At 50.8% G+C, this 24489-nt stretch carries 24 protein-coding genes and 1 pseudogene; 17 read left to right on the top strand and 8 right to left on the bottom strand.

Annotated features, from left to right (window positions below; genetic code table 11):
* Window positions 1–21: 21 nt before the first annotated feature.
* The 7 genes from fumD (at window position 22) to ydhT (ending at window position 6568) form a co-directional block, all read left to right on the top strand.
* Window positions 22–231 carry a fumarate hydratase FumD gene (gene fumD / locus OGX67_RS17395; RefSeq protein ID WP_003029345.1) on the top strand — a complete coding sequence of 70 codons (210 nt, stop codon included), beginning with the start codon at window positions 22–24 and terminating at the stop codon, window positions 229–231.
* A 481-nt stretch (window positions 232–712) separates the two neighbouring features.
* Window positions 713–1339: a ferredoxin-like protein gene (locus OGX67_RS17390; protein WP_003029338.1), complete on the top strand. Its 627-nt coding sequence runs from the start codon at window positions 713–715 to the stop codon at window positions 1337–1339.
* 120 nt (window positions 1340–1459) lie between these two features.
* Window positions 1460–3562, top strand: a complete 2103-nt coding sequence (locus OGX67_RS17380) for an aldehyde ferredoxin oxidoreductase (protein WP_177712983.1) — start codon at window positions 1460–1462, stop codon at window positions 3560–3562.
* A 10-nt stretch (window positions 3563–3572) separates the two neighbouring features.
* Window positions 3573–4238 carry a YdhW family putative oxidoreductase system protein gene (locus OGX67_RS17375; protein WP_086504224.1) on the top strand — a complete coding sequence of 222 codons (666 nt, stop codon included), beginning with the start codon at window positions 3573–3575 and terminating at the stop codon, window positions 4236–4238.
* A gap of 63 nt (window positions 4239–4301) precedes the next feature.
* Window positions 4302–4970, top strand: a complete 669-nt coding sequence (locus tag OGX67_RS17370) for a 4Fe-4S dicluster domain-containing protein (RefSeq protein ID WP_003029332.1) — start codon at window positions 4302–4304, stop codon at window positions 4968–4970.
* Window positions 4967–5752, top strand: coding sequence for a thiosulfate reductase cytochrome B subunit (gene phsC / locus OGX67_RS17365; RefSeq protein WP_003029330.1), 786 nt, complete (start codon window positions 4967–4969; stop codon window positions 5750–5752). The genes OGX67_RS17370 and phsC overlap by 4 nt, the downstream gene beginning before the upstream one ends.
* A 3-nt stretch (window positions 5753–5755) precedes the next feature.
* Window positions 5756–6568, top strand: coding sequence for a protein YdhT (ydhT, locus tag OGX67_RS17360; RefSeq protein ID WP_086504223.1), 813 nt, complete (start codon window positions 5756–5758; stop codon window positions 6566–6568).
* A 9-nt stretch (window positions 6569–6577) separates the two neighbouring features.
* On the opposite strand, the gene OGX67_RS17355 is transcribed toward ydhT, so the two are convergent.
* The 4 genes from OGX67_RS17355 to OGX67_RS17340 are packed head-to-tail and all read right to left on the bottom strand — an operon-like array spanning window position 6578 to window position 9683.
* Window positions 6578–7255: an amino acid ABC transporter permease gene (locus OGX67_RS17355; protein WP_003029326.1), complete on the bottom strand. Its 678-nt coding sequence runs from the start codon at window positions 7253–7255 to the stop codon at window positions 6578–6580.
* Window positions 7245–8030 carry an amino acid ABC transporter permease gene (locus OGX67_RS17350; protein WP_003029324.1) on the bottom strand — a complete coding sequence of 262 codons (786 nt, stop codon included), beginning with the start codon at window positions 8028–8030 and terminating at the stop codon, window positions 7245–7247. Before OGX67_RS17350 ends, OGX67_RS17355 begins: the two co-directional genes overlap by 11 nt.
* Window positions 8030–8848 carry an amino acid ABC transporter ATP-binding protein gene (locus OGX67_RS17345; RefSeq protein WP_257651439.1) on the bottom strand — a complete coding sequence of 273 codons (819 nt, stop codon included), beginning with the start codon at window positions 8846–8848 and terminating at the stop codon, window positions 8030–8032. Before OGX67_RS17345 ends, OGX67_RS17350 begins: the two co-directional genes overlap by 1 nt.
* Window position 8849: 1 nt before the next feature.
* On the bottom strand, window positions 8850–9683 hold the full coding sequence (locus OGX67_RS17340) for an ABC transporter substrate-binding protein (RefSeq protein ID WP_003029319.1): 834 nt from the start codon (window positions 9681–9683) through the stop codon (window positions 8850–8852).
* A 305-nt stretch (window positions 9684–9988) separates the two neighbouring features.
* On the opposite strand from OGX67_RS17340, the pseudogene OGX67_RS17335 reads away from it, so the two are divergent.
* Window positions 9989–10192: pseudogene (locus OGX67_RS17335) on the top strand (helix-turn-helix domain-containing protein); the annotation flags it as partial.
* 116 nt (window positions 10193–10308) lie between these two features.
* Here OGX67_RS17335 and OGX67_RS17330 read toward each other — a convergent pair.
* Window positions 10309–10449: a hypothetical protein gene (locus tag OGX67_RS17330; protein ID WP_257651489.1), complete on the bottom strand. Its 141-nt coding sequence runs from the start codon at window positions 10447–10449 to the stop codon at window positions 10309–10311.
* A gap of 93 nt (window positions 10450–10542) precedes the next feature.
* Entirely contained in the window at window positions 10543–11274 is a 732-nt protein-coding gene (locus OGX67_RS17325) for a FadR/GntR family transcriptional regulator (protein WP_257651440.1), read from the bottom strand.
* Window positions 11275–11467: 193 nt separating this feature from the next.
* Between OGX67_RS17325 and OGX67_RS17320 the strand changes: the two genes are divergently transcribed.
* The 6 genes from OGX67_RS17320 to OGX67_RS17295 all read left to right on the top strand — a co-directional run bounded on the left by OGX67_RS17320 (window position 11468) and on the right by OGX67_RS17295 (window position 18807).
* On the top strand, window positions 11468–12367 hold the full coding sequence (locus tag OGX67_RS17320) for a 2-dehydro-3-deoxygalactonokinase (RefSeq protein WP_257651441.1): 900 nt from the start codon (window positions 11468–11470) through the stop codon (window positions 12365–12367).
* Window positions 12360–13022, top strand: coding sequence for a 2-dehydro-3-deoxy-6-phosphogalactonate aldolase (locus OGX67_RS17315; protein ID WP_194857758.1), 663 nt, complete (start codon window positions 12360–12362; stop codon window positions 13020–13022). Before OGX67_RS17320 ends, OGX67_RS17315 begins: the two co-directional genes overlap by 8 nt.
* A 19-nt stretch (window positions 13023–13041) precedes the next feature.
* Window positions 13042–14412: an MFS transporter gene (locus tag OGX67_RS17310; protein ID WP_130714695.1), complete on the top strand. Its 1371-nt coding sequence runs from the start codon at window positions 13042–13044 to the stop codon at window positions 14410–14412.
* Window positions 14409–16124, top strand: a complete 1716-nt coding sequence (ilvD, locus tag OGX67_RS17305) for a dihydroxy-acid dehydratase (protein ID WP_138828451.1) — start codon at window positions 14409–14411, stop codon at window positions 16122–16124. The genes OGX67_RS17310 and ilvD overlap by 4 nt, the downstream gene beginning before the upstream one ends.
* Window positions 16121–17023 (top strand): dihydrodipicolinate synthase family protein, encoded by a 903-nt coding sequence (locus OGX67_RS17300; protein ID WP_257651442.1) that lies wholly within the window; start codon window positions 16121–16123, stop codon window positions 17021–17023. Before ilvD ends, OGX67_RS17300 begins: the two co-directional genes overlap by 4 nt.
* Before the next feature lie 302 nt (window positions 17024–17325).
* Window positions 17326–18807 (top strand): APC family permease, encoded by a 1482-nt coding sequence (locus OGX67_RS17295; RefSeq protein WP_003029313.1) that lies wholly within the window; start codon window positions 17326–17328, stop codon window positions 18805–18807.
* 21 nt (window positions 18808–18828) lie between these two features.
* Here OGX67_RS17295 and OGX67_RS17290 read toward each other — a convergent pair whose 3' ends face one another.
* Together OGX67_RS17290 and OGX67_RS17285 are read right to left on the bottom strand one after the other, a co-directional pair.
* Window positions 18829–19527, bottom strand: coding sequence for a cache domain-containing protein (locus OGX67_RS17290; protein WP_257651443.1), 699 nt, complete (start codon window positions 19525–19527; stop codon window positions 18829–18831).
* A gap of 24 nt (window positions 19528–19551) precedes the next feature.
* Window positions 19552–20277, bottom strand: a complete 726-nt coding sequence (locus tag OGX67_RS17285; protein WP_003029304.1) for a FadR/GntR family transcriptional regulator — start codon at window positions 20275–20277, stop codon at window positions 19552–19554.
* Window positions 20278–20592: 315 nt separating this feature from the next.
* Between OGX67_RS17285 and OGX67_RS17280 the strand changes: the two genes are divergently transcribed.
* The 3 genes from OGX67_RS17280 (at window position 20593) to OGX67_RS17270 (ending at window position 24486) form a co-directional block, all read left to right on the top strand.
* Window positions 20593–22020: a gamma-aminobutyraldehyde dehydrogenase gene (locus tag OGX67_RS17280; protein ID WP_257651444.1), complete on the top strand. Its 1428-nt coding sequence runs from the start codon at window positions 20593–20595 to the stop codon at window positions 22018–22020.
* Between the two features lie 11 nt (window positions 22021–22031).
* The gene (locus OGX67_RS17275; RefSeq protein ID WP_071697191.1) at window positions 22032–22505 is read left to right on the top strand and encodes an ester cyclase; all 474 of its coding nucleotides are present in this window, start codon (window positions 22032–22034) and stop codon (window positions 22503–22505) included.
* A gap of 88 nt (window positions 22506–22593) precedes the next feature.
* Window positions 22594–24486: an NAD(P)-binding protein gene (locus OGX67_RS17270; RefSeq protein WP_048218995.1), complete on the top strand. Its 1893-nt coding sequence runs from the start codon at window positions 22594–22596 to the stop codon at window positions 24484–24486.
* The last annotated feature ends 3 nt before the right edge of the window (window positions 24487–24489 follow it).

The raw sequence follows: 24489 nt of genomic DNA, 5'->3' as shown, positions 1-24489 counted from the left end.
GTTAATGACGAGCGGGCAAAAATGGGAAATCAGACGAAAGACGACGAGTTGTACCGTGAAATGTGCAGAGTAGTCGGTAAAGTAGTGCTGGAAATGCGCGATCTGGGACAAGAGCCTAAGCATATCGTCATTGCGGGAGTACTGAGAACCACCCTTGCTAACCAGCGTGTGAAGCGCAGTGAGTTAGAAAAACAGGCTATTGAGACCGTAATTAAAGCATTGGCCGGATAATCCGCAAAAAGAGGGCGGTAGTTTCTCTCGCCGTCCTCTTATTCTCATTACGTTAATCTATCAATAATTATAATTTAGTGTTGCAATTAACGCTATCCAACTCGCTATATATTTAATTGTATACCGGATGATATATAAAAATATATATGAGAGTGGAGTCACAAATATTTGCAAGACATATGAAGTGCTATTTCAATTTATCTTAATGATAATAAATCTCACTCCGCATTAATTATATCCCTTCCGTTTTTTAATTGATGACGATCAAGACTAAGCATGCTGAATAACCACATTATTTCTGTTCCTAACCCTAAAGGATTAGATTCATTCAGTTTAACCACCGTCATTTATGCGATCAGGTTAGGGCAAAAATTTACGTGTTGTTGGCAACTTTAACCGCCCGATATGGCTTGAGCTGTGCTGGTTTAAATTAGCCTGAAGGTGTTGCTACCACAGCATTTGCGAAGAGGATGCGAAATAAATGAACCAGGTTGATCGTCCATTTTTAGATTGTGGTTTAACGCGACTAGAATTTCTGCGGATATCAGGAAAAGGACTGGCGGGATTAACGATTGCTCCCGCGCTGTTATCCCTTTTTGGTTGTAAGCAGGAAGATGTCGATAGTGGGACTGTTGGGCTTATCAATACGCCTAAAGGGGTTCTGGTGACCCAGCGAGCTCGCTGTACGGGCTGTCACCGCTGCGAAATTTCCTGTACCAATTATAACGATGGTGCGGTGGGTACCTTCTTTTCCCGGATAAAAATCCATCGCAATTTCTTCTTTGGCGATGATGGTGTCGGGTCCGGTGGTGGGCTGTATGGCGATTTAAACTATACCGCTGATACCTGCCGGCAATGCAAAGATCCGCAGTGTATGAAGGTTTGCCCAATAGGTGCAATTACCTGGAAACAGGAAGACGGTTGTATTGCGGTGGACCACAAACGCTGTATTGGCTGTAGCGCGTGTACCACAGCCTGCCCGTGGATGATGGCGACCGTAAATACCGAAACGAAAAAGTCCTCAAAATGTGTGTTATGCGGGGAATGCGCCAATGCTTGTCCGACTGGGGCATTAAAAATTATCGAGTGGAAAGATATTACTGTTTGATAGATAGCAGGCATACCTGATTCGCGCCATTAATTGCCAAAAATACCGCAGTTTTGGATAAAAAAGCTGCCTGAAGAATGGCGGGTATATCTATTAAACCTTCTTGCAAAGGAAAACATGATGGCTAATGGTTGGACAGGTACTATTTTACGGGTCAATCTCACCACGGGTAATATCACCCTTGAAGATTCCAGTAAATTTAAAAAATTTGTCGGTGGGATGGGCTTTGGTTATAAAATTATGTACGACGAAGTCCCGCCAGGCACCATGCCTTTTGATGAAGGGAATAAGTTGGTTTTTGCCACCGGACCATTAACAGGTTCTGGCGCTCCCTGTAGCTCCCGCGTCAATATCACCTCCTTATCGACATTTACAAAAGGCAATTTAGTCGTGGATGCCCATATGGGGGGATTCTTTGCCGCGCAAATGAAATTCGCCGGTTACGACGCCATTATTATTGAAGGCAAGTCCGCATCACCGGTCTGGATCAACATTAAAGACGATAAGGTTAGCATCGAAAAAGCCGATTTCCTGTGGGGTAAGGGGACGCGCGCCACAACTGAAGAAATTTGTCGCATCACCAGCCCGGAAACCTGCGTCGCCGCGATAGGCCAGGCAGGGGAAAATCTGGTGCCGCTCTCCTGCATGATCAACAGTCGCAACCACAGCGGCGGAGCTGGTACCGGCGCAGTAATGGGCTCGAAAAACCTGAAGGCTATTGCGGTAGAAGGGACCAAAGGCGTCAATATTGCCGATCGCAAAGAGATGAAACGGCTCAATGACTACATGATGACCGAGCTCATCGGCGCTAACAACAATCATGTTGTGCCTAGCACCCCGCAGGCCTGGGCAGAATACTCTTCGCCAAACTCGCGCTGGACAGCCCGTAAGGGACTGTTCTGGGGCGCAGCAGAAGGCGGACCAATCGAAACCGGGGAAATCCCGCCGGGCAACCAAAATACGGTAGGTTTCCGTACCTATAAATCGGTGTTCGATCTGGGGCCAGCCGCAGAAAAATACACGGTCAAAATGAGCGGCTGTCATTCATGCCCTATTCGTTGTATGTCACAGCTCAATGTTCCGCGGGTGAAAGATTTTGGCGTGCCGAGTACCGGCGGCAACACTTGCGTGGCGAACTTTGTACACACCACCATTTTCCCCAATGGCCCGAAAGATTTTGACGATAAAGACGATGGGCGCGTGGTGGGAAACCTGATTGGTCTGAACCTGTTTGACGATTACGGTATCTGGTGTAACTACGGCCAGTTGCACCGTGATTTTACTTATTGCTATTCGAAAGGCGTCTTTAAGCGCGTACTGCCGGCTGAAGAGTATGCGGAGATCCGCTGGGATCAGTTGGAAGCGGGTGATCCTAATTTTATTAAAGACTTCTACTATCGGTTGGCGCATCGCGTGGGGGAACTCAGTCACCTTGCGGACGGCTCGTATGCCATTGCTGAACGCTGGGATTTGGGCGAAGAGTACTGGGGTTATGCCAAAAATAAACTGTGGTCGCCGTTCGGTTTTCCTGTTCACCATGCGAACGAGGCTTCAGCGCAGGTGGGGGCGATCACTAACTGTATGTTTAACCGTGACTGCATGGCGCACACCCATATCAACTTCATCGGTTCCGGTTTGCCGTTGAAATTGCAGCGCGAAGTGGCGGGCGAGCTGTTTGGTTCACAGGATGCCTACGATGAAACCAAAAACTACACCCCGATCAATGCAGCCAAGATCAAATATGCCAAATGGACGCTGCTGAAAGTCTGTCTGCATAACGCGGTTACGTTGTGTAACTGGGTTTGGCCGATGACGGTTTCACCACTCAAGAGCCGTAACTATCGCGGAGACTTGGATCTGGAAGCGAAGTTCTTCCAGGCTGTCACCGGTGATGAAACCACGCAGGCGAGTCTGGATCTGGCCGCTGAACGCATCTTTACTTTGCATCGTGCTTATACGGTCAAACTGATGCAAACCCAGGATATGCGCAATGAGCACGATCTCATCTGCTCCTGGGTATTCGATAAAGATCCGAAGATCCCGGTCTTCACTGAAGGAACCGACAAGATGGACAGGGAGGATATGCGTCAGTCATTGACGATGTTCTATCAGGAAATGGGCTGGGATCCAGAGCTGGGTTGCCCAACGCGTGAAACCCTGAACCGACTCGGACTTGAAGACGTGGCAGCTGATTTGGCGGCGCAAGATCTGTTGCCAGCGTAAGGAACGTGAGATGACTAACGTGAGCAACGTTCTGGCACCCGTAGAGGCGCTTCCTGACGAGGTTGATAGTCAAAAGAGACACTGGCTACAGGCCTTTCACTCGCCGGTAGAACAGGTGACTGCGCCGCAGGTTCAGGATCCTGCCAGCCCGGAGTCGATTGTGGCAGATTTTATCCGCCAGCATTCGGCATCCGGGCAATTGGTGGGGCGCAGCGTGTTTCTGCAGCCACCTTATTCGGTCCCTGAAACCGATCTATCCGCGCTGCTGGATGCGCTGTGTCAGGACGCAATTAACGCGGATATCACCCGCGTGCAGGGCGCGGAAGATGTCTATTTCTACTCAACGCAAACCATGACGGCAAACTACGCCGACATGTGTGTGCAGGTGGTGGAAAACGACATCTGCCGTGCGATTGCCGAGGCGGTACGCTTCGACGGCCGCACGTATCCTCGCCCCTATAAGGTCGCCATGTTGACGCAACCGCCGTATAGCTTTGAATCTCAGCAGATTACAGCGGCGCTAACGGCTATGGAAACGCATCCCGATTACGCAGATATACGTACTGTGGAATCGTCAAATGCGGAACCTTATCTGTTTAGCGAACGTTTTATGAGTTATGGCAAAGCGTACGGCCTGTGTGAATGGCTTGAGGTTGAGCAGTATCAGAACCCCTGAATTATTCAGGTTGATGTCATGGAACGTGTGGACGACCACTGTCACAGTTTAGAGGATAACCCGATGTCCTTCACCCGACGAAAATTTGTCATTGGCATGGGGACGGTGATTTTTTTCACCGGCCCAGGTCAAAATCTGTTAGCGAGTACCAGGAGCCCTAAAGCCGTTCGTTACGTCATGATTCACGACGAATCACTGTGTAACGGATGTAATATCTGCGCGCGGGCCTGCAGGAAAACCAACCATGTTCCTGCCCAGGGCAGCCGTTTGTCGATAGCGCATATTCCAGTTTCAGACAACGACAACGAAACGCTGTATCACTACTTTCGTCAATCCTGCCAGCATTGTGATGATGCGCCTTGTATTGAGGTGTGTCCGACTGGTGCCTCCTGGCGAGATGAGAACGGTATTGTGCGAGTAGATACGTCTTCCTGTATCGGCTGCAGTTACTGTATTGGTGCGTGTCCTTATCAGGTTCGTTATCTCAACCCGCATACCAAAGTGGCGGATAAATGCGACTTTTGCGCTGAATCACGCCTGGCGAAAGGTTTTCCACCGATCTGTGTTAACGCTTGCCCGGAACATGCGCTGATTTTTGGCCGTGAAGATAGCCCGGAAATTCAGACCTGGTTGCGAGAAAACAAGTATTACGAATATCAACTTGCAGGCGCCGGGAAACCCCATCTGTATCGTCGGTTCGGTCAACATTTGATTAAAAAGGAAAATGTATGAACGCGTCGCAAAATGCCGAACAGTTTCACGCCCAGCTTGCGCAGTATGTTCCCCTGTTTTCACCGGACTACTGGCCCGTGTGGTTAGTCGTTGCCGGGTTAATGCTGGTGGGAATGTGGCTGGTGCTGGCGCTTCACGCCATGCTGCGCTTTCGGGCGGCACATAAAACGTCGGCAGGGCACGGTGAGAAGGTCTATTTATATTCGAAGGCTGTTCGTTTGTGGCACTGGTCAAATGCGCTGCTGTTTTTGCTACTTCTGGTCAGTGGCCTGGTCAATCACTTCTCTGCCGTCAGCGCACCGGTAATGAAAAGCCTGCTTACCGTTCATGAGGTTTGCGGCTTTTTGCTACTTGCCTGCTGGGTTGGTTTTGTGCTGATCAACCTGATTGGCGGCAACGGACATCACTATATTATTCAACGTCAGGGCTGGATCGCTCGCGCGCAAAGACAAACACGTTTTTACCTGTTTGGCATTATGCAGGGCGAGTCACATCCATTCCCGGCATCGCCGCGTTCTAAATTCAATCCGCTACAGCAGGCGGCCTACGTTGGCGTGATGTATGGGTTGCTGCCACTACTGCTGATTTCTGGGTTGTTATCGCTTTACCCGACGGTCGTCGGAGATCTGTTTCCTGGTGTGCGTTACTGGCTGCTTCAGGCGCACTTTGCGCTGGCAATTGTCAGTCTGTTTTTCATTTTTGGGCATCTTTATCTTTGCACTACGGGCCGCACGCCGGGCGAAACCTTCAAGTGTATGGTGGATGGCTACCACCGGCATTAAGCGATGATGATTACACGAAGTGACTTACGGGCCTGGCGTGTTGGGCCCGTCATGTATCGCTGGTTTCTACGCGCGTTTCCCGCAGGAGGAAGCTATGCCGATGTTCATCGCGCGCTCCAGCGGGAAGGGTATACCGATTGGGCAAATAGCCTGGTGGAATATGGCTGGTCGAAATGGCGGGAAGAGGCGAGTTTTGCTCAGCAGGATATTGACGCAATGGGGAATATTTCCTGTGAGCAAGCCGCGGAGGAAACCAGTCGTCCGTTGGCGAGTGCGGAAGATTATGCCCGATTTAGCAGTGCGGGTGACAACGTTAAAATTGCCAGCACCGGGTATGCCGCACAGATCGCCAGTGCCGGTTACAGCGTACGGATTGGCAGTGTAGGCTATAACACGCATATCGGCAGTTCAGGCGATCGTGGGCGAATAGCGATTGCGGGAAATTCGGCGCGTATCAGCAGTGTGGGCGACGGAACGCGTATCGCCAGTACCGGCATGCGCGTACGCATCAGTTCGCTTGGTGACCGAAACCGGATTGCCAGTAGCGGTGATTTAACCCAGGTAGCCTGTTTTGGCGCAGAGACGAAAATCGCTAACTGCGCGGACAATATCCACATTATTGCCAGCGGAAAGAACGCCGTTGTTGCCAGTACCGGTGCTGTAGATTCGATAACGCTCGGTCCCGGCGGATGTGCGGCGCTGGCTTATCACGATGGCGAGAGAATGCGTTTTGCGCTTGCCGTTGAAGGGGAAAAAAACATTCGGGCGGGCGTGAAATATCGGCTCAACGAAGACCATCAGTTTGTGGAATGTTGAGCCGAGAGGTCATTTTAGTGCGAAGCGGCGCTGGGTGATTTTCTCCAGGCTAAAGCACAGCAGGTAATAGACCAGTCCGGTAAAGATAAAAATGGCTGCCGGGTAGATTTGCACCCGGCTGTTAACCTGACCGGCAACCGTTGTGAGTTCCGGTACGTTAACGATAAATGCCAGTGACGTGTCCTTCAGTAGCCCAATGAAAATCCCCGTCAACGACGGCAGTACGTTACGCAGCACCTGCGGCAGCAAGATAAGCCACAGGGCCTGATCCGGGCGAAACCCCTGAACGACTGCCGCTTCATATTGCCCACCAGGCAGTGCGCTAATTCCAGCATACACCGAGTGCATCACCGAAGCGGCGGTGAACCATGCCAGCGCCAGCGTCACGGTAACGGCACCGGGCAGATCGCTTCCGGTCAGCATGGGTAGCAAATACCACATCCAGAAAATCACAAAGATGAGCGGAATGCCGCGAATAAATTCCGCCCAGATAAACAACCCGTTGCGAACCGCGCCTGGAAATCGCCAGGCGCAGCAGGCAAGAACGATCCCGCCAGGCAGCGCCAGCAAAGCCGCACCGATAGCCATCAGCAAAGTGAGCAGTACACCGCCGGGTTGCCCCTCAGCTACACGTCCCCACAGGAGATAGTCAAGATTGTCGGTAATGACTGAAATATTAGCGATCATGCAGTATGCTCCTGACGCTGAAGATGCGCATTCTTACCTTTGACGATTTACCCGCCGCCGGCCGCGGCCCAAGACGCGTAAGCAACATACCCAGCACGATGCCGGTAAACAGATAGAGTGCGGTGCCAACGGCAAAGGCTTCCAGCGCGTGCGCGTTGTAGCTCTCAATTTGCCGTACCTGGTAGGTGAGCTCAGCAAATCCAATACCGCTGGCAAGCGAGGAAAGCTTCATCAGGTTGAGATATTGCCCAACAATGGGTTGCCAGGCGTTAGCCAGTCCCTGAGGCAGCAGAATGTGACGAAATATCGCCCAGGATGAAAACCCCTGCGCCACGGCAGCCTCGCGTTGTCCGGCAGAAACTGCCTGTAAACCTGAGGCGATCTCTTCGACCAAAAATGCTGAGGTAAATACGCCCAGTCCCCATGCTGAACAGATAAACTCCGGCGTTAACCACCAGACATCACCCGGCAGAATTGACCATGGATGATCAGCATTGATGAAGCTAATGACGTCACGGGGAAGCCAGTTCCATGCGGCAAAATACCAGAACATCAGTTGCACCAGTAAAGGTGTATTGCGAAACACCGAGACCCACACCCCGACCATCGTTTTAGCGAGACGATTGCCCGTCAGTCGCAGGCTGAGCAGTGAGATGGCAATGAGCGTGGCGAGCACGATACCTGCCAGCGTCACCCAAAGCGTGGTAAGAAAACCAGAAATTATCCATTGCAGGGGTTGCCCGCTCAGCACTCCCTGCCAGTCCATTGCATGCATTATGATGATGACTCCTGGTGTAACGGGTCGAGCACTTTTTTCAGGAAACGCTGGGTTCTCGGGTGCTGCGGTTGGACGAAAAAATCCTCCGGCGGGGCCACTTCAAGAATATCGCCACCATCGATGAAAACCACACGATCGGCAATCTCGCGGGCGAAATGCATTTCGTGGGTCACGACGATCATGGTGATACCGCTATGGGCGAGATTTTTCATCACCTGCAATACCTCGCCGATCATCTCCGGATCCAGCGCGGAGGTAGGCTCATCAAACAGAATAATTTGCGGTGATGAAGCCAGTGCGCGGGCGATGGCCACGCGCTGCTGCTGTCCACCGGACAACTGTGCGGCATAGGCATTGGCTTTTTCCGCCAGTCCCACCTTTTCCAGCAACTCAAGTGCCCGACGATCTGCTTCCGTCTTATTCCAGCCGTGAACATATTCCAGCGCCAGCGCGATGTTTTGCAGTGCAGTCAGATGCGAATAGAGATTGAATTGCTGAAATACGAAACCGATACGGCTGCGTAGCTGGCGTAATGCCGCCCCGCGCAACTGGCTAATTGGTTTACCATCAATGAAGATTTCGCCATCGCTGAGCGACTCCAACTGGTTGATAAGACGTATAAGAGTGGACTTTCCAGAACCGGAAGGTCCCAGAATGGTCACCACTTCACCGGGCTCAACTGCTAGGTTGACGCCGTTAAATACAGTTTGAGCGCCATACTCTTTAACCACATTGCGTAGTTCGACGCTCGCCTGACGCAAATGGGTAAAATCCGCAGCCGAAGCTGCGGATCGATGAAAAAGGGCTGAGAGCATATTATTTGGCTTCTATTTTAAAGGCGCGGGCTTGTGGATTTTTGGTTTCAGGACCAAACCAGACATCATAAATTTTGGCCGCCTGCCCGGTAGATTCCAGCTTCAAAAGTTCATCGTTGACGGCTTTTAACAACGCTGGCTCACCTTTTTTCACCCCCACGCCAATCTCTTCTTTGCTCAACAGGTCCGGTAGAATTTTGAAATCTGCTTTATCCGGCGCACCGCCTAATAAACCGGCCAGAATCGTACTGTCCTGGGTGATGGCCTGAACATTGCCGTTGCGCAGTGCGGTTAACGCCAGCGGGATATCGTCATAGGCCAGTACGCGCGACTGCGGGAAGCGCTGATGCAGTGCCTGTTCACCAGTAGTGCCTTTTACCGCGCCAATGCGTGCTTTGCTGTATTGATCGAGCTTATCCGGAGATTTTGCTGGCACAAGGAACTGCTGGCCGGTAACAAAATAGGGGACGGAGAAATCTATTACCTGCGACCGCTCAGGCGTGATCGTGATATCCGCAACGATTAAATCGGCTTTACCAGATTGTAATAACGGAATTCGGTTTGCCGGATTGGTCGCCACCAGTTCCAGTTTTACACCAAGAGATTTAGCCAGCGCTTCGGCAAAATCGACGTCGTAGCCGACAATCTTATGCGTTTTGGCATCGATGGAGCCAAACGGTGGGTTCGCGTCAAATGTTGCGACTTTTACTACGCCTGCGGCTTTGATATCGGCCAGTTGGTCAGCCTGAGCCTGCGAGACGGTAAGTCCAGAGGCCAACAGCACGCCGAATGCCAGCAGTGTTTTTTTAGCGCGGTAAGTTTTCGTAGCCATCATTGTATGAAATCCCTGTAGTTTTTGGTTTGCGCTTTTTACGCTCCCATAACTTACGGTTGGGACAAAATAAGAAAAAATTCTTATCTATATACAAAATGTTATTAGTGAAGGATGTGTTAATAGCGGGTGAAAATAATGCATGAGTGAAAGGTAAAATAGTGCATAAGCCTGATAATAATTTGCATTTTGTTTATGTGTGAGGGCACTCTTGAATAAGATTGAGCTGTGCTAATGTACAGAAGGTTTACTGGAATACCCTCCAGACCTGTACCATATGTCACAACAGGTTTGGATTGGGGATAAGCATGCTGCGTAATAATTTTAACGATCTCTATTATCTCATTATCGTAGCGCGCGAGCGTAGTTTTACCCGGGCAGCGGCAAAACTTGGGGTTTCGCAATCCGCGCTAAGCCATGCGATTCGCGGGCTTGAAGAACGGCTGGATGTACGGCTTCTCACCCGCACCACGCGCAGCGTTGCGCCGACCGCAGCCCGAGAACGGCTTATTCCAGCCGAAAACAGCATACTGCTGCCTTTGCGCAACTGATTGAGGCCTTACGGTATACGGGCTGAAGTGGGGGGGGTAACAGGCAATAAAAAACCGGCATTGCGCCGGTTTGGAAATCAAATTTTGCAGGCGTCGCCGCAGTCATTATCAGCATTAATTTCCTGCGCTTTCTTGTCTGCATCTTCCAGACGTTCAGCGTTACGCTCTTGCGCTTCTTCCAGTCCATCAAAGACCAGATTATCGAGATCAATTTCCATCATTCACCTGCTCAGGTTCGGCGTTTAACATCACGTTATTATATTGCAAAAATGTTGCTTAACAGCAGCGATTCTTGCTACTTAGCATCGTCCCTAAATCAGTTGCGTATATTTTTCCGGCAGCGTGGCCCACAAATGGCGGTTTGCCGCGCTAAGTATAATATCGCGCATGCATTCACGCGCCGTAACGCCCTGGCGTAGGCGTATTGCTTCCAGTAACAGGCGATGCTGCTCAACGGCGTGTTCTGTTTCCCGCACTGATGACTCCTGCGTCTGTTTAAACGACAGCGTCATGGCTGCTGAAAGTGCGTTGCCAATCGACATCAAAAATGGGTTATGACAGGACTTGAGTAGTGCTGTGTGAAAGGCTAGATCGCCTTCCTCGAATAGCGCAATCTGATCCTGCTGCTGTCCGCGTAACATCAGGGTCCAGGCTTCTTCAATGGCAGCTAAATCGCGGGCTGTCGCGTTGGCGGCGGCCAGAAAGGCGGCGTTAGGCTCAAACATCAGGCGCGTGACCACCAGTTGCTCGGCGACATCAGGTGAAATACCCACTTCCTCCATCCAGCCCAGCACGTCGGTATCCAAAAAACTCCAGAGTTCGCGCGGATTGACCGTACTGCGCCGCTTAGCCTGGATAGACAGCAAACCTTTTGCTGACAGGACATGCAGCGCGTTTCGTACAGAGGTCCGAGATGCCGAATATTGCACGGCAAGCTCATTTTCGCCGGGGAGCATCTCCCCATCGCTCAGGGTTCCGCGGATGATTTTCATCGCCAGATCGCGGGTGATCGTTTCAGAGATGGTGGCCAGGGAGGTCGTCATAGTCAGCCTTGAAAATTTGAGAGTTCCTCATTGTACGCACAAAACAAAGCGTTACGAATACAAAACAACAATTCTTGTCTTTTTAGATAGTGAAATAAAACGTTTTGTTTCACTTCACGATCGCGCTCACAGATCGCCCGGGTAAAATTAATTACATTCTTGTCATACAAGATTTGATAATTGAGGTTACAAGATGAAAGGGGAGTGGATCGCAATCGACTGGGGAACGTCGAATTTCCGCGCATGGTTAATGGCAGGAGATGATGTGCTGGACAAACGCAATGCCAGCTACGGCCTTCTCCATGTCGAGCCGGGGCAGTTTGATGCGACGTTAAAAATGTTACTTGGTGAGTGGATTGCTGAGGGAACGCCAATGGTTGCAATGGCTGGGATGGTGGGTTCGCAGCAGGGCTGGTATCAAGTTGACTATTGTTCGGTACCCGCCAGTGCCGATAGCCTGCTTGCGCACAGTAAAAGTTTCACGACTTCTTGGGGCAGCAAAGCATGGATTATTCCTGGATTGCGTAAATCCCCCCGTGGTGGCATGCCTGATGTAATGCGCGGTGAAGAGGTTCAGCTAGTGGGACTGTCTTTACTCGAAGGCATCGATAATTTCCAGGCGATTCTACCCGGCACACACAGTAAACACGCCCGGATGCAGCAGAGACAGATCGTTGATTTTTCGACTTATATGACCGGCGAGCTTTTTCAGGTGATGATTTCGCACTCGCTGCTTGGCCGTGGCCTTCCTGATGCGGCGGCTGATGACAGCGCATTTTTACTCGGGGTGGAAGCATCCCGACGCCACGCGGCGCTAAGCCAACTCCTTTTTTCTACCCGAACGTTGCGTCTATCGGGTGAATTATCTGCTGAATCAGTCAGTGACTATCTCTCCGGTTTGCTGATCGGATTGGAGTTTTCCACTGACAACATCAGTCCTGTCTGGCTGGTGGGAAGTGCGGCATTAACTCGCCGCTATCAGATGGCTGCCAACGCATTTGGTATTCAGACACGCTGCGTCGAGGGCGATCGCTGTTTTATCGCCGGAATGCAGTCTCTTCAACAACGTCTAACAGAGAAACGCTATGGATAGTTTTGACTTTGCCACGATGTGGCAGAAAACGCCGCTTCCGATGATCGCGATTTTACGCGGTCTGAGGCCAGGGGAAGCAGCGGAAATTGGTGATGTATTGCTGGAGGCGGGCTTTACCTGGCTGGAAGTACCGCTAAATTCACCGCGCGCGTTGGATTCAATCTCGCTGCTACGCGAACGCGTCGGCATGCGTGCTATCGTCGGAGCGGGTACGGTACTGACGACAGAGCAGGTTGATAGCGTCGTCGATGCGGGCGGGCAGGTAATTATCTCGCCAAATATGAATCCCTCAGTGATCCGGCGCAGCAGAGATCGAGGGGCTATCAGTTTACCGGGCGTCGCCACGCCGAGCGAAGCGTTTACTGCCCTGGAAGCTGGGGCCAGCGGTCTGAAATTTTATCCTGCGGAAATGATCTCCCCGGACATACTGCAGGCTATGTGCGTGGTATTGCCGCCTCACGTAGTTTGCATGCCGGTCGGTGGTGTTTCTGCCGAGGCACAACAACTACAAAGATGGTGCGAGGCGGGAGCGAAAGGTTTTGGTTGTGGCGGCGGTTTATACCGCGCGGGCACAGAGTGCGAACAGGTTCGGCATAACGCGTTGGCCTATGCTCAGGCATGGCAACAGGTTAATAGCAGAGCGCAGCGCCAATAACAACTTAAGAGGCTGAAAGATGAATACGCGTACCCTCGATATTGAAAATAAAAATGCGGTTTATCGTAAAGTGACCCGACGGCTGATCCCGTTTTTAATCCTGTGTTATTTTTTCGCATATCTCGATCGTGTAAACGTAGGCTTCGCCAAACTCCACATGCAGGATGCGCTTAATCTTAGCGATACAGTGTATGGAATTGGCGCAGGTATCTTTTTTATCGGTTACTTTATTTTTGAAGTACCAAGCAACTTGTTGATGCAGCGTTTTGGTCCCCGTTTCTGGATTGCGCGCATCATGGCCAGTTGGGCAGTGTTGTCGGCACTGACGATGTTCGTTACCACGCCAACACAGTTCTACGTTGTGCGTTTTTTACTTGGTGTAGCAGAGGCCGGTTTCTTCCCTGGTATTGTTTACTATTTAACCCTGTGGTTTCCCTCATGGCGTTCGGCGCGCACGCTCGGGCTGTTTATTCTGGTGACGCCGCTATCCACAATTATCGGTAGTCCGCTCTCAGGCCTGATCCTGAAAATGTTTGAAGGTGTCGGCCATCTGCATAACTGGCAGTGGTTATTCCTGGTAGAGGCAATCCCTTCATTCCTGTTGGCCTTCGTGGTGCTGCGTTATCTTGATAACGACGTGAAATCGGCGAAGTGGTTATCTGATGATGAAAAAGCGTTGATTGAGCAAGATCTGCAAAAAGATCAGCTTGATAAAGTCGCCGCTAACGCGGGAATGCCGCAGCATAGTTTGTCCGCCATGTTCCGTAATCGCTTCGTCTGGCTGCTGGCGCTGATTTTCTTCAGTTTCAACATTGGCTATTACGGTATTAATTTCTGGCTTCCGTCGATTATCAAAAGCTCTGGCGTACAGGATGATTTTGCTATCGGTCTGCTGGCAGCGGTGCCCTATATCTTCGGTGCGGTCTGCATGTTGTGGAATAGCCGTCACTCCGATCTGAAACAAGAACGCCGCTGGCACATTGCGATTCCGGCGATAGTCGGGGCCATTGGTCTGACGTTCAGCGCGCTAAATGAAGGCTCCACGTTCTGGATGATGGCATGGATTTGCGTAGCCATGTCCGGCACGTTATCGCTGATTCCCACCTATATAAGCCTGCCAGGTACATTGCTTTCCGGTACGGCAGCGGCGGCAGGTATCGCGTTAGTGAACTCTATTGGCAATCTGGCTGGCTTCTTTGGCCCAACCGTTCTTGGCTGGCTGAAAGACACTACCGGCAGCACCAGCAGCGGACTGTATATTCTGGCGGGATTTCTGGTGCTTTGCGCACCGCTTATTTTCCTCATTCCGGCACGATTGATTAACCCTCGCGATCGTCAAGCCACGAAACCGGCAGAAAACAACGTATTAACGAAAAGAGGTCATATATGAGCAGTTGTGGCAGCGGGTGTGCAGGTTGCGGTGGCGAACACTTCAATCCGATCCTCAGTGGTGATGACGGTGCTTTAAAGCGCGCCTTGTATAAATCGATGGGTCATACGGACGAGCAGTTGCGTCGTCCCGTAATTGCTGTAGTGAATAGCTATACCAATGCGACGGCAGGACACGCCAATTTGAATGAACTGACCGCACATGTGTTAAAAGGCATTGATGAAGCAGGCGGAGTGGGGATGGTGTTTGGCACCATTGCCCCTTGCGATGGAATTGCCGAAGGACACCTGGGTATGCGCTATATTCTGGCGGCGCGCGAAATCATCGCCAGTTCGATCGAAGTAATGATGCGGGCCCACCGCTTCGATGGCATGGTGTTGCTGGGATCGTGCGACAAAATTGTCCCCGCTATGCTGATGGCTGCTGCGCGCCTTGATATTCCTGCTATTTTGGTGAACGGTGGGCCAATGTATCCCGCCGAATACAAAGGTAAACACTGGGACGGCAATATCGTCACCGAAGCAATTGGCTGGAAACGTCGCGGTGAAATTGATGAGGCCGAGTTCCGTCATATTGAAGATATTGCCGAACCGGGGCACGGCTCCTGCACTATGTACGGTACCGCCAATACGATGTGCTGTATTGCGGAAGTGCTGGGTATGAGCTTGCCTGGTAGTAGTATGCTGCCCGCAATTTCACGCGAACGCCGCGAGTGCGCCTTTGCGACAGGAATGACCGCGGTGGATCTGGTAAAGCGCGGTGTGAATGCGCGACAAATTATTACACGCGAATCAATCCGCAATGCGATGGCCTATCTGTTGGCGACAGGCGGCTCCACCAACGCCATTCTCCATCTGCAGGCTATTTATTATGAAGCCGAGCTGGGTCATCTGCCGCTGGCTGAATTTGATGAGCTGAGTCATCAGGTGCCACTGGTTGCTTCGCTCTATCCGGCATCTGAATACGATATGATCGATTTTTGGGAGGCAGGGGGTGTTGCGGCAGTTGAAAAAGAGATCGCTAATTTACTGGATCTCAATTGCCTGACGGTTAACGGACAGAAAAAAGGGGAATGGCTAATGAATGTTCCCTCTACTCGGCGCCCGGAAGTTATCCATACTCTGGCCATTCCGGTACGTAATGAGTCGGGAGTTGCTGTGCTACACGGCAACCTGTCACCGATGGGATGTGTAGTGAAACCCGCTGCTGTTCCGGACCATTTAATGGTCTTTACCGGGCCTGCGGTGGTGTTCAACAGCGAAGATGAGGCCGTTGAGTCCATTCTCTCCGGTGATATTCAGCCGGGTAGTGTATTGGTTCTGCGCTATGAAGGACCAAAGGGCGGACCGGGTATGCCGGAGATGTACAAACCGATGAAATTCCTTGAAGGAATGAATCTCTCTGACTCCTGTGCGTTGATCACCGATGGGCGTTTTTCCGGTTCGAACCGCGGGTTGTTCGTGGGACATATTTCTCCAGAAGCCAGCGACGGCGGGGTACTGGCATTGGTGGAAACGGGTGACTCAATCAGTATTGATATTCCGCAGCGTACATTAACGTTGAATGTAGCGGATGCTGTGCTGGATGAGCGTCAAAAAAGCTGTCATCTGGTGCATAAAGAGGTACCTCGTGGATTCTTGCGACTTTATCGTCGTTGGGCGCTACCGGCGGCGCAAGGCGCGGTACTGGCGGACAGAGAGGATTTGTCATGACAACGGTTACAAAGATTCAGGGCGTTAATCCCATTGTAGCAATGCCGTTTACGCCACAGGGTGAAGTCGATTTTACGAGTTTTCGCCGTCTGCTGGCCCACCTTTCGGACGTGGGTGTTAACGGACTGACGCTGTTTGGTATTGCCAGTGAGTTTCCAAAGCTCGACGACAGCGAACGGTTGCAGTTGGCGGAAATTTTTATTGCTGAATTAGCGAATAAAAGAGTATTTCGTACGCTGTCGGTCACTGACCACAGCACCGATCTGGCTGTTCGCCGTGCGCGGCGGTATCAGAGTATGGGAGCCGACGCACTGATGCTGCTTCCACCGTTCTTCCTTCAGCCGTCGCTTGCCAGCGTACAGGCGCATATCGCGGCAGTGCTGGAGGCTGTGACCATTCCTGTAATGGTGCAGTACGCGCCGGGAGAAACCGGATTTCCGGTCACCGCAGCTCAACTTGCTGAGATGGCTAAACGCTATCCACATGCAGTGTTTAAGATTGAATGCAATCCACCAGTGGATTACACCCGTGAGTTTCTGCAGCAGGCACCAGAGGCCCATGTGCTAAACGGTTATGCCGGTTTGTATATGCTTCAGATGCTTGAGATAGGGGGCAAAGGTGTAATGCCTGGCTGCTCATTTAGCGAAATTTATGTGCGAATTTATCGTTACTGGCTGTCAGGGGAGCATCAACAGGCGGCGCAATTACATGAGGCACTATTACCGTACATTCAGCGCTGGATGCAGCACTGTGAGTATATTATCCAGGTTGAAAAGACAATATTACAACGACGCGGGATTATCGCTGATGATTATTGCCGAAAGCCGGGTTGGTCATTAACGAATGACGATGTAAACCACATCGATAACTTCATTTCACAGTTCAATTTATCGGCATGAGTAATACGAAATAGAGGTATGAGCAAAACGTTTTAACCATATGCTATGCACCGGATCTAAAATCTTGATCCGGTGCAACTGTACTATGCCTAAAAGCATCATTTCTGTGTCTTCACCACCTCTCACATCAAATCCAATTGTTAAATATATGTTTCTGTTTTATCGCAAGCTCCAGATTTTGTAGCAATGTGATGCGCGATCATTTTTAACAAATCTGCGACAAAATCACTATACATATAACTTAATATCTTTTATACATTAATTGTTCAACCCTGCGACTATTCCACAAAAGAGAAAGCTATATGGAACAGACACCTGATAAGAAAAACGATAATTTTCAAAAAGATGGCAAAGAACAGTTCAATAGATCGATCGGTTTAATTTCAAACTTCGCGTTGGGTTTTACCTACCTGTCGCCGCTTACCGCCGTCTATTCGCTGTTTGCGCTGGCCGTAACGCTGGCGGGGCCGCCTGCAGTATGGTGGATTTTAATCGTCGCATGCGGGCAACTTTTGGTGGCGCTGGTGTTTGGTGAGGTCGCTTCCCAGTATCCGATAACCGGCGGACTTTACCCTTGGGCCAGAAGGTTGTGGGGCAAGAAATATGCGTGGATCGCCGCCTGGATCTACCTGTGGGCACTGGTGGTCACCATTACGTCGATCGCGGAATATACATCAACGTTTGTTGAATCACTCTTCCACTATGGTCAGACTCCAGCCACGATGTTGGTGACTTCCGTTCTGCTGCTGCTGTTGATGATGGCGGTTAATATGTCCGGGACTAAAAATCTGGCCCGGGTGGCGAAAATTGGTTTCTGGTGTGAAATTGTCAGCGTGATCGCGCTGGGGATTTATCTGCTGATTTTCCACCGTTCGCAGCCGTTCTCTGTAATTTTTGACTCGATGGGTGTGCTGGCTCATGACGGCAGCTATTCCACCGCATTTATGTCTGCTGCGCTGATGGGACTGTTTATGTTCTTTGGCTTTGAGGCCTGCGGTAACGTTGCGGAAGAGGTGCAGAATCCCAGTAAAAAGATCCCAGTGGCGATGATTTTAAGCATCGTATTCGGCGCGATTTCCGCCATTATTTCTGTTATGGGTTATCTGCTGGCTTCACCGAATCTGGTCAGCATCGTGAATGGCAAAACGTCCGATCCGATCCCGGCAATCCTTAATGAAGCGCTGGGCGAAACCGGCGCGACTGTCTTTATCGTCGTCGCGATTATCGCCATGTTGTCGTGCATTTTGTCTCTCCAGGCTGCGTTAAGCCGTCTTATCTTTTCTTTCTCCCGCGACAGAATGCTGCCGGGAAGTGAATGGATGGCCAAAATCTCTAAAAATGGTGTTCCGGATAATGCCATGGTCGTCAGTTGCCTTCTGCCAGTGATCATCTGTGTTTGGGTTTATTTCCAGCCAGATAACCTGTCACGTATCACCGCGTTTGCTGTTATCGGGATTTACATCTCGTTCCAGATGGTTGTGCTTGCCGCGCTGCGTCAGCGCCTGAAAGGCTGGAAACCGGCGGGGGAGTGGACCATTGGCGGTTGGGGGGTAATCGTGAATGTGCTGGCGTTAGCTTACGGATTGTGCGGGATCTGGTTACTGGCGCAACCGGCAGACAGCAGCGACTTCATTGACCGTTGGACGGTCCTGTTCGGCCTGGCGATTGTCGTTGGCTCGGGACTTATTTATATGTTCCTGACCCGTCCGTTTGGTCGTTCAGCGGCGCCGGAAAACGACGCCATTGCGTACGCCAGTAAGCTCAATATGGGGCAGGATAACTAAAAACTAAGGGCCTTCGGGCCCTTAGTTTTGATAGTGATAAAGGATAAAATAGTCGCTCTGATACACCACGGTACTATTTGCAGGTGACAGCAATTCACCCACGCGAAAACGTGGCCAACTGGAGAAAATGATCCTGTTTTCCAGATTGGTCAGAATCACATAATCAGGATGAGCGCAGGAGAGCAGTTCGGCTTCTATCTGACTGACCAGCAAATCGACCGCGGCAACACCGAGAAACTGGTCGTTGCAGTAGACCGGGACGGCTGACGTTAGGGTATAGGAGATATTGCAAATATAGTCGACGTAGGGACCGTGGATATAGGCTTTGCCAGCCGGAGGAGAATGCTTAAACCACTCAAAGGTTCTGAAATCCAGTCGTTGTTGCGTGGCCTGATCCAAATCCAGATGCGCCTGGCTCAAACCATTATCTTTCTTATACCACCACTCCAGCAACCAGTACTCTTTTGTGTTTGCGGTGCTCTCAATATGGCTGGCGAATCCCGCCCCTGAACAGTAATGGTTGTCACTGAGCGTGCGCTTGATGTGCTGTTGAACGGTGGATCTTACTGATGGGTCGAGAACGACCTCGGCTGAGGCCTTTTGTACCCCTGAAATCGCCTCATGGATGCTCCTCGCTAGCGCAACGGTAGAATCTACGGTAGAAACAGTAATGTCATCAATTTTACGGATTAATGCGCTTAGGGATGTCGAAGAGCTCATTGTCTGTCCTGCCTTCACTGATTGTCAGTTCGAGTTATATTTCAGCTTTTTTTCAATAAGGTAGTAGGTAAACGTGTCGATGATCCGTGTGGCAAACTGTACTGACTCTGCCTCGTTGTGAGCAGCCAGTGCATCGGCCAGCGCTGAATAAAGCGCGATAATTTCCGCATGAATACTGTCTGTGCGATAAAGTATCGCCACAAGTGATGCCCATTCAGCCTGAACTTGCAGCTCCTGATTGGCCAGTCGCGCTGAATGCGAACTGGCAGCAATCGCCAGCAGACAACGCATATCGGCCTGGGTCATCAGCTCAGGTGAGTTTGCCTTTCTGAGTACCTCGACAAACTCGCGAAATTTGGCGATATCCGCACCGGTCATCCGTCGGGAAGCCAGCCTCGCGCTATGGCTAATAATGGCGCAATGCATTTCACCCAGATCAGACAGATAATCCGTACTGATCGCTTTGAACGGGTGTAGGGCGCTATTTTTGCCATCGATATTTTCGCAGACGAAGCTCCCGCCATTACGACCGCGAACCGTATGGATAAGATTATTAGCCCGAAGCGTGTTTAGCGCTTCTCTGATAGTGATATGTGAGACACCCATCATTTTTGCCAAATCAGTTTCGTTGGGAAGCTGTTCTTTTGGCTCCAGCAACCCCGTGATAATGGCATTTGAAAGGCGCTGGACTATCTGGTCTGAACGACTGACCTGCCCGATAGGCGCAAATATGACCGCGTGAGTAATCATAATCTTTTCTGTACTCAATTCCCTGAAACAACGACCATTTTTAACACATGCCCGTCGGGCAAGGAAGGTAAGAATGGCCGAGTTATTTTACATGCCTGGGCGCAACGTCACTGCACAAGCGGATGTGTGTCCCGATAACCTCATGATGAGCTGAGCATAACGCGTCAGCTGGCAATGAAAAGCCTTACCTTACAAATGTGAAAATTAAGTTAAAAATGCGAGGCTTATCATAGTGTCAATGTTGCGCATTTGAAAAAATTTTACAATATATATATTACATAAGATTATTTATGTATTAATTGGCAGGAGACAAGCATGAAAACCCTGAAGCATTTTATTAATGGGCACTATGTAGCAGGCAGCAGCGAAGATAGCTTCGAACTGGTGAGTCCGGTTGACGGTGAAACATACGCAATTTCTCCTAACGCTAACGAGGCGGAGGTAGAGCAAGCCTACTCAGCAGCGGAAGCGGCGTTTAGCATCTGGAGAAAATCGACGCCAGCACAGCGGCAAAAGGCGTTATTGCTGCTGGCCGATGAGATTGAACGCAACGTTGAGTGGCTGGTAACCGCGCAAAGTCAGGAAACCGGTCAGCTTCGCCATTTTATTGAGAAAGAGGAGATTGCGGCATCCTGCGATGCCATCCGCTTTTTTGCTGGCGCGGCGCGCTGTCTTGAAGGGAAGGCGGCCGGAGAATATTCCGCCGGGTTTACATCGACCATCCGTCGTGAACCGCTGGGTATCGTTGGGCAAGTTACGCCGTGGAACTACCCGTTCATGATGGCGGTGTGGAAGATTGCACCAGCGCTGGCGGCAGGCAACACGGTCGTGTTAAAGCCAAGCGACACCACACCAGTTAGTACGCTGCTGTTGGCTGAACTGGCCGCACCGTTGTTTCCGAGGGGGGCGTTTAACGTTGTGCTGGGCAAAGCCTGCACCGGTTCGCTGGTGGTTTCAAATCCGAAGGCTTCACTGGTTTCGATTACCGGTTCGGTCCGCGCGGGTTTGCAGGTTGCGGCTTCGGCGGCGGCAAACCTGACCAGAGCACACCTGGAATTGGGTGGAAAAGCGCCTGCAGTCGTGTTCGCCGATGCGGATATGGACAAGGCGATAGCGACAATCACTACGGCAGGCTTTTTTAATGCCGGGCAGGATTGCACAGCGGCTACGCGGATCCTGGTAGAGCAATCCATCTATGCTGAGTTTCTGGAAAAACTGATCCAGAAAACAAAAAGTATCAAATTTGGGCCGCCAGAAGATCAGAATGCGCTGTACGGCGCATTGAATAGCCGGAATCAACTGGAGCAGGTGAAAGGTTTTATTGAGCGTTTATCGGCACATGCAAAAATTGAAACCGGTGGGCGCGCCGGGCCAGGTCCGGGCTTCTATTTTGAGCCGACGATTGTCTCCGGATTGCATCAAAATGATGAAGCTATTCAGCATGAAGTATTTGGTCCGGTAATGACCATTCAGTCGTTTTCTACTGACGAAGAGGCACTACACAAAGCGAATGATGTGGAGTATGGTCTTGCCGCCAGCGTCTGGACCCGTAACCATGGTCGCGCGCAGCGCTTCAGCATTGACCTCGATTTTGGCACGGTGTGGATTAACAATCACATTCCTCTGTGTGCCGAAATGCCGCACGGCGGGTTCAAAAAATCGGGTTATGGCAAAGATCTCTCATCCTATTCACTCGAAGAATATACTCGGGTGAAACATATCATGTGTGACATTTCTGAATAGAGAGGATTACGATGAAAACAGTAAAAATTGCGGTGCTTTCATTAGTGATGCTTTCGGGCTATAGCCTGGCAGAAAGCACATCGCTGAATACCGTGAAAGAGTATATGGCGGCGTGGAATGCGCATGATGCTTCGCGAGCCGCTCAATATCTTGCGGATGATGCGGTTTATTATGATGCCGCCGCGGGTGAACCGGTAAACGGGAGAGAAAAAGCGGAAAAAGAGGTTATCGGCGCTTTTATTAAGGCGGTGCCAGATCTGAACTGGAAAATGGTTGGCAAACCCGTCTACGACGAAGACACCGTGGCATTCCGTTGGGAATTTTCAGGCAAAAATAGTGGTGAATGGGCAGGGAGTCCGCCGACAAATAATTCGATCAAATTTGAAGGCGTAAGCTATATTCATGTTAAAGCAGGAAAAATCACCTGGCAGGGTGATTATTATGATTCTAAAAAACTGGATGAAGAGTTAAAGCCAGTGAAGTAGTCGGTTGTGCCCCTTTATAACTAAGAAGGGGTATTTCTCTTATTTTTGTCGTATTAAAGGCAGTGTGTAGCAATAAGGAAAAAAGTTAATGGCAATTACCAGACGTGATTTTCTCAACGGCGTCGCGGTGACTATTGCGGCGGGACTTACCCCGCTGGAGTGGGTCAGGGCGACAGGAAAGGGAAACGCATTTATAGATGGAAATTATTATCCTCCTGCGCTGACAGGGCTGCGGGGTAATCATCCTGGATCATTTGAAATGGCGCATGCGCTAGGCCGCGAGCAGAAGCATTTTGAATTAAACGCTCTGCCCGTCGAGGAAGAGTACGATCTGGTGATTGTTGGGGGCGGGATTAGCGGGTTAGCTGCCGGTTGTTTTTGGCGTCAAGTTGCCGGGCAAAATAGCCGGATCCTGATCCTCGATAACCATGACGATTTTGGCGGACACGCCAAACGTAATGAATTTACCAGCTCGGGCAAGAAATTACTCGGTTATGGCGGCAGCGAAGCATTCCAGTCACCCGCGCATAATTTCAGCCCTGAAGTACAAAAACTGATGGAAACCGTGGGCGTCAGCGTCACGCGGTTAAAAGAGAGTTTTGACGTAAACTTCTACCCCGACTGGCAGCTCAGTCGCGGGGTTTTTTTCGACAAGAAGAATTTTGGCGTAACAAAAATCGTCAGCGGCGATCCGGGCCGCGCGGTATCTGATGATATTCCGCCGGACAGGCTCAATGGCCGTAAAATTGAAGACTTTATCAATGATTTTCCGCTAGGTGAGAACGACAGAAAAGCGCTGATCGATCTGCACGTGCGCCCTGGCGATTACCTTCCGGGTATGACGGTCGATGAGAAAATGGAATGGCTTGATACCCACAGCTACAGTGAATTTTTAGCAACAAAAGTGGGTTTGAGCAAAATGGCGCTGCTCTATTTTCAGCAGCGTTCCAATGACTTCTTTGCCATCGGCATTGAAGGCATCTCCTGCAGCGATGCCAGGGCGTGCGCCTTACCCGGCATGGAAGGGATGGGGTTACCGCCGTTGGACGGAGAGTCGCTGGCCGACCTCGAAGAGCCGTATGTTTACCATTTCCCGGACGGTAACGCCGGTCTGGCCCGACTGTTAGTCAGGTATATGCTGCCGGATGCGCTACCGGGTAACACGATGGAAGACTCTGTTCTCGCCAGATTGCATTATGAAAAGCTGGATCTACCAGAAAACACCACGCGCCTGCGCCTGAACAGTACAGTGATTAATGCGGCCAACGTGCAGGATGGCGTTGTGGTGACCTATCTGCGTGACGGTAAAATGCACCGTGTGCGCGGTAAGAACACCATCATGGCAGGCTATAACATGATGATCCCGTATCTGGTGCCTGAGATGCCGGAACAGCAGCAGGCGGATCTCAAACTGAACGTCAAGGCTCCGCTGGTGTACACCAACGTGGTGGTCAAAAACTGGCAGGCGTTCAAACAGCTTGGCGTACATGAATTTTATTCTCCAGCGGCACCTTACAGCCGGGTTAAGCTCGACTATCCGGTCAGTATTGGTGGGTATCAGCATCCGGCCTCCCCGGACGATCCGATGGTCATTCACATGGTCTATGTGCCGACCTATCCGGGCAGTAACCTATCGGCCAGAGAGCAGTTTCGCCTGGGACGAGCCTATTTGCTGGGGACCACTTTTGCGGCGCATGAGGAGATGATTCGCTCCCAGTTGCAGGAGATGTTTGGCTCAACAGGCTTTGATAATCAACGCGATATCTCCGCCATTACCGTTAACCGCTGGGCGCATGGCTATGCGTACTACGCCAATTCACTGTTCGATGATATGGATAAAATGCCAGAAATTATCGAGCGGGCGCGTCAGCCAGTCGGTCGCATTGCCATCGCTAACTCCGATTCTGACTGGAGTGCTTATGCTCACACGGCAATCGATCAGGCATGGCGTGCGGTTAATGAACTCAAGGATATGGGGTGATCT

The sequence above is a fragment of the Citrobacter sp. Cf118 genome (genome assembly GCF_030334095.1).
GTDB lineage: Bacteria > Pseudomonadota > Gammaproteobacteria > Enterobacterales > Enterobacteriaceae > Citrobacter > Citrobacter freundii.
The sequence above is the reverse complement of the archived record's forward strand: the minus strand, read 5'-3'. Positions and strand labels throughout refer to the sequence as shown.